This is a genomic window from Sphingomonas sp. S2M10 (assembly GCF_012650175.1).
Classification (GTDB): Bacteria; Pseudomonadota; Alphaproteobacteria; order Sphingomonadales; family Sphingomonadaceae; genus Sphingomonas.
On the sequence record NZ_JAAILI010000038.1, the window covers coordinates 1 to 1,090 of the forward strand.

The following is a 1,090-nucleotide window of genomic DNA, read 5'->3' on the forward strand; positions in this document are numbered from 1 at the left end:
TTGCGATCTGGCTGTCGAAGAAGGTCGAGGAGAAGGACGGCCGCATCATCACGTGGCTGAAGAAGCGCTACGAACCCGGTCTCGACCGGGCCATGAAGCGCCCGACGCTGACGATCGGTGCGGGTGTGGGAAGCCTTGTGGTGGCGGCGCTTGCTTTCACTACGCTCGGCTCGGTGTTCCTGCCGCAGCTCGACGAAGGCGATTTGCTGATCCAGTCGCTCCGCATTCCGGCAACGTCGGTCCAGCAGAGCCAGGCGATGCAGGTGCCGATCGAGCGGATGATGTCGAAGCAGCCGGAGGTGCAATTCGTCTATTCCAAGACGGGCACCGCCGAGCTGGCGGCCGACCCGATGCCGCCGAACGCGACCGACATGTTCGTCATCCTGAAGCCGCGCAAGGATTGGCCGGATCCTGAGCTTCCCAAGGAGGAGCTGGTCAGCCGGATCGAGGGTAATCTCGCGAAGATTCCGGGAAATGCCTACGAGATCACCCAGCCCATCCAGATGCGCTTCAACGAGCTGATCGCCGGCGTGCGCGGCGACATCGCGGTGAAGGTGTTCGGGGACGACTTCAACCAGATGAACCGGACGGCCGAGCAAATCGCGGCGGTGCTGCGCAGAACGCAAGGCGCAGCGGACGTGAAGGTGGAGCAGACGACCGGTCTTCCCATGCTCGACATTCGCGTCAACCGCGACGCGATGGCGCGGTTGGGCGTTACGGCTCAGGATGTGCAGGACACCGTGACTGCGACGATCGGCGGGCGAACATCGGGCCAGATCTTCGAGGGCGACCGTCGCTTCCCCGTGGTGATCCGCCTGTCGGAGGCGCAGCGTGCCGACATCGGCCTGCTCCAACAGGTGCAGGTGCCGGTGGCAGGCGGCGGCTATGTACCGCTGTCCAGCGTCGCCGAGATCAAGGTGGTCGATGGTCCGAACCAGATCAGCCGCGAGAACGGCAAGCGGCGCGTGGTGGTGCAAGCCAACGTGCGTGGCCGCGACGTCGGATCCGTCGTGGCGGATGCGCAGGCGGCGATCGGCAGCCAACTCCGGCTGCCTGCCGGCACCTATCTCGAATGGGGCGGCCAGTTCGA

General features: G+C 65.1%; 1 protein-coding gene. It reads left to right on the forward strand.

Annotated elements, in window-relative coordinates:
• Window positions 1-1,090: efflux RND transporter permease subunit (locus S2M10_RS09100; protein ID WP_211090956.1), on the forward strand; the 1,090-nt coding region annotated here is incomplete at both ends.